This is a genomic window from bacterium, assembly GCA_021372535.1.
In the GTDB taxonomy this organism is placed as follows: domain Bacteria; phylum Latescibacterota; class Latescibacteria; order Latescibacterales; family Latescibacteraceae; genus JAFGMP01.
On record JAJFUH010000193.1, the window covers coordinates 1 to 4,674 of the forward strand.

A 4,674-nucleotide genomic window follows, 5' to 3' on the forward strand; every position below is an offset into this window, starting at 1 on the left:
GACATTCAGGAATTCAAGTATATAAGCCATCTGACAACACAACCTTTTATACCATAATACATATTATACACGTCGTTATTATATTGTCCGGAAATGTTACCGGTATTTCCAGCATCTGATAAAATAACCTTTTTCCACCTCGAACAGAGGCGGATCTTCATCCATGCAGATTTTAAAATGTTCTCTACACCTGTTTTTAAAAATACATCCCGATGAGTCTCTGTCCAATAATTCTTTCCGCCGCTCAATGTTCTGAGATTTTAAACCGACAGCGGCTTGTAACAATTCTAATGTGTAAGGATGACTGATCACGGTTCCCGTGACATGTGAGCAGCTCCCGATTTCAACGATTCTGCCGCCGAACAGCACTGCTATCCTATCGAAGTAACGAGCGGCGATTCCAAGATCATGAGTGATGAACAATAACGATTGACCGATTTCTTTTGATTTCTGCTGAATCAGATCGAGTATCGTTTTCTGGGTTACCGTATCGAGCGCTGTAGTCGGTTCATCGGCGATAATAAGCGCCGGCTTGGTTGCGAGAGCGATTGCTATCATCACACGCTGAATCATGCCTCCGCTCAATTCGAAAACATACTGATTCTGTACCTTTTCCGGATTATCGAGCCGTACCGACCGCAGCAGGTCCAGTACTGTATTATTCCCTATGATTCCGGAGCTCGAATCGTTATGGAGCGCTTCAACAATATGATCACGAACGGTAAAGAGCGGATCCATACTCTTGAACGGCTCCTGAAATATCATACCGAGCTGTTTCCCCCGGATTTTTTTCATGCGTCGCTGATATTCTTTACGCCACCTGCGAAACTGCCGTATACCTTTCAGCGTCTGACCGGTGCCGTCACCGGAATAAGAAAGGCCCTCGAGCACATTGTCGCCCTTGAGCACAATCCTGCCTTTGATTATTCCGGGATAACCATCCAGAAGCCCCATAACCGAATGCCCCAGCACGGATTTCCCGGCTCCGGACTCCCCGATGAGACCGAGAATCTCGCCCTCCATGATGTCAAACGAAATATCATGGAGCACCCGAAAAGAGGGACCGGACCGGTCATGAAACTCCACCGTCAGGTTTTCAATACTCAGAAGAGACCGTACCATCTGGGTCATGTAATCCTATAACTACCTATATAATAACACATTTATGGAGTCACTCCCGTTATTCAGCCGGCCTGGTTTGGAAATCAAAGAATTTGATCAATCCGTTCCCGAGAGCCTGAAAAGAAAGAATGCTGATAATTATGGCCATTGTCGGGAAAAAAGAAATCCATAAATTGCCCCGCAAAAATGAGAAAAATCCCTCTTTGACCATGAAGCCCCAGCTCAGGTCACTCCCCATGGCTCCCATCCCTAAAAATCCCAGGCTCGTTTCGATCAACACCGCTTCCGCGTAGGTAAAAGCTGCCTGAGCGATAAGAACCGGAATACAGTTGTACAGAATTATATGTTTGCCGATAATCGTGAGAGTCGGGATTCCCATCTCAACCGCCGCGACGATAAAATCATGCTGGCGAAGTGAATATATCTGCTGCTCGACGATTGCGGCGATCCTCGGGGCAACAAATATTCCGAACGATACCATGATTATCATTATATCGATTTTTGTCGAGCACATGACGATGATCATTCCGACAAACACAGGAATCGAACGAATCGAATCCTGAAGAAAATTTCCGAGTGTACCAGCCCACGAATGAGGAAAATATCCACTCATGATCCCCAGCATCGTTCCCAGTAAAAGGGCAATACCCACCCCCGTGAAACACGGTATCATATAGGTTTTGGACGCAGCAACAACACGTACGAAAACATCCCTGCCCAGATGGTCTGTCCCGAAAATAAACGTCCTCGGAGGGGATGAAGTGGTTTTGTCAGCTCCGACGGTTTCAACCGGGTTATTTACTTCCCCCAATGAAGGAAGGGATTCCTCGCTGATAGATACCCGGTTCGATGTATTATCGGGTTTGAGCGTCTGAATTTCAGAGGGCAACTCCGGAACACCTTCAGCATCGGGGCGTGATTCCGGTTTCAGTATAGGTATTGTATCCCCGTCGGTTCTCCGTGTCGACATGTCTTTACCGCGTAAAGTCAAAGCCCTGAGAATGGAAACCGTGGGCGGATACGAAATATAATCCGCATTTGTCTCTTCCGGATTTCTGGATTTCATCGCAAATGATGCTCCGATCATTGTCAGCAATACGATAATGCCGAGCGCGATGGAAAATATCCCTCTCCTGTATAAATAACCGATTTTTCTCACGGCACCCGACAAATCCGGCTCCTTTTTTACACTGCGGTACTGGCTCTGATTCGGGGATCGATCAAATAAAAAAGAAATATCTTCATAATCCGTGAAAATATTACAATACAGGTAAACACAAACACGACTGCCAGCACCAGAGGATAATCGACTATGTATTCCTGGGAGTATTTAAAGGCCATTGCGGCGTCCACGCCTAATTTTCCAAGGCCATTCCAGTTAAAAACATTTTCAAGAATGACAGCGCCGCTGATGAGATAGGTGATCCGTGCATCGATCAGGCTCACCACATCGAGGAGGAGATTCCTGGCAACATGCCGTGTAACGGAAGCCCCGCGGGCACGAACGGCTTTTATAAACTCGGTGTTCAGAACTGTTCTGACACTGCTCCTGATTCCCCCGCTCAGTTCGATCAGATTACCGTTGCCGATACCGAGCAGCGCCGGAGGAATGATGTACATGACGATCCAGAGGGGAAACTTCTGGTCGATGACTCTGTCAATATTCCAGAATTCATTATAATCGACATTTACCTTGTTGGTTCTGATATACAGAAAAACGAGGACAAAAGCCACCATCCCGAGAATATAAACCGGTATGGAAGAAAAAAGGTATGAAACAAAACGAAGAAATCGCACAAAAGGATGCGACTCGTTTGTTGCCCACAAAACTCCTATAAGAAGAGACGACAGTACAGCAATTACAAGAGCGACCGACAAAAACAACATAGTTACCGGAAAACACTTGAAAACTGCTGTGCTGACCTTTGCGGGATGGGTAAGGGAAAAACCAAAATCAAGCTGTACGGCTTTTCCAAGCCATGTACAATATTTCAAAAAAACCGGCTGATCGGTCCGTGCAGCCGAACCGGGGTCCAGCGACCATTCATCGGCATTTGAACCGGGCATCCAGTGAATAAAAAGGAATACGCTCAACGTAACAAAAACAAAAATGCTTACAGCCTTTGCAATTTCCCGGGCAAAATTCAATACCAGCAGTATTTCTTTTCTGGTCATCATGTACGTTCTTCATTATCCAAACAATCATAAGTAAGCCGCAGCATGGCGACGGAACAGACAGATTCATCCATAAGGAACTGGTAGAACACTTCTACTTTTGATTTTCCATATCCTGATCGATCCACCACTCATTGATATAGGTAAAAAACTCGAAGGGCTGTATCCGTACTCTTCTTACGCAGTTCCTGAAAACTGCTGTTTTGTTGACACTCCATAAAAATGTATACGGCTGCTCCTCGTTTATTGCTTCATGCAGGTTCCATTTGATGAGCTTCCTTCCCTCCGCCGTGGTTGCATTAAACAGGTCGGTCAGCAGAGAGTCGATCGTACTGCTTCTGAATCGTGAATAATTTATTCCATTGGGGCCGATTTCATTCGAATCGAAGATTGTCGCAATTTCCGCAAAAGCGTTGTATTCCTTTTCGCCGAGAATCATATCGAAATCGCCGGCCTGGGCTATCTCCTGCCAACGCTGCCGCGGATAATGCTCGATACGTATATCGATACCAATCGCCTTCATATTCCCCTGAAAGAGTATTGCAACCTCGTTTGTCGTTTCCTTGTCGGCGATAACTCTCAGATTGAATGATAAACGATCCTTGCCATTATGCCGTATTCCATCGTTGTCTATGAGTTTGTAACCACAGCTTTCCAAGAGCTTTACTGCTGCATTGGGGTCGTATCCGATCGGTTGAACGTTTACATTGAATCCGGGGTCGGACGGCGCATAGGGACCCGAAAGAATAACACCCCGGTTGAGATATACCATTTTCAGCATATTGACACGATCGGTCCCAAGGGTGATAGCTTTCCGTATATCTTTATTTTTCAGAATCGGATTGTCATAATTGTGTCCGATATACTGAAACGCCAGACTGTTGTAATCACGGAGATAGTGTTTCCCGGCAGCCGTGAAAAAATCCAGATAGCGCGGCGGCAGCTCGATGGCAAAATGAATACCCTCGAAGAGCAGATTGTTGGCAATCTGATCGTACAGAGGTTGTATTCCTACTTTAATACGTTCAATATAAGCCTTATTACCATAATAGTCGGCATTCCGTGTAAGATTTATCGGGCCGCTGAACATGGCGCTCCGAAACATGTATTTCCCTGAGCCTCCTCCGGCCGGATCAACTGAATAAGGGCTGTTACGCTGTATCCCATTCGATCCCATTTTATTCTGCATATGTTTGGGAAGAATCGGAAATCCCAGAATAAACGCTGGATCATCAACAGGCCTCGTCAACGTTATAACAACATGGAGAGGATCGATGACATTCACACTTTCAATCAGGGAAACGTTCTTTTTAATGAACCTGTTGGCATTTGAGGCTGGATTCTTGATCAGATTAATGGTGAATTCGACATCAGAAG

4 protein-coding genes are annotated in these 4,674 nt (G+C 45.7%); all 4 read right to left on the minus strand.

What is annotated here, in order from left to right:
* Nucleotides 1–96 precede the first annotated feature (96 nt).
* A complete protein-coding gene (locus tag LLG96_16945; protein ID MCE5251894.1) occupies nucleotides 97–1,122 on the minus strand; it encodes an ABC transporter ATP-binding protein in 1,026 nt (341 codons plus the stop codon).
* Nucleotides 1,123–1,180: 58 nt separating this feature from the next.
* Nucleotides 1,181–2,293 carry an ABC transporter permease gene (locus LLG96_16950; GenBank protein MCE5251895.1) on the minus strand — a complete coding sequence of 371 codons (1,113 nt, stop codon included), beginning with the start codon at nucleotides 2,291–2,293 and terminating at the stop codon, nucleotides 1,181–1,183.
* Between the two features lie 14 nt (nucleotides 2,294–2,307).
* Entirely contained in the window at nucleotides 2,308–3,300 is a 993-nt protein-coding gene (locus tag LLG96_16955) for an ABC transporter permease (GenBank protein MCE5251896.1), read from the minus strand.
* A 91-nt stretch (nucleotides 3,301–3,391) separates the two neighbouring features.
* Nucleotides 3,392–4,674 (minus strand): ABC transporter substrate-binding protein (locus tag LLG96_16960; GenBank protein ID MCE5251897.1); only part of this gene is annotated, 1,283 nt, incomplete at its 5' end.

Coding starts and splice junctions, on each gene's coding strand:
- LLG96_16945 (MCE5251894.1), bottom strand. CDS start 1,122: ATGGTACGGTCTCTTCTGAGTATTGAAAACCTGACGGTGGAGTTTCAT.
- LLG96_16955 (MCE5251896.1), bottom strand. CDS start 3,300: ATGATGACCAGAAAAGAAATACTGCTGGTATTGAATTTTGCCCGGGAA.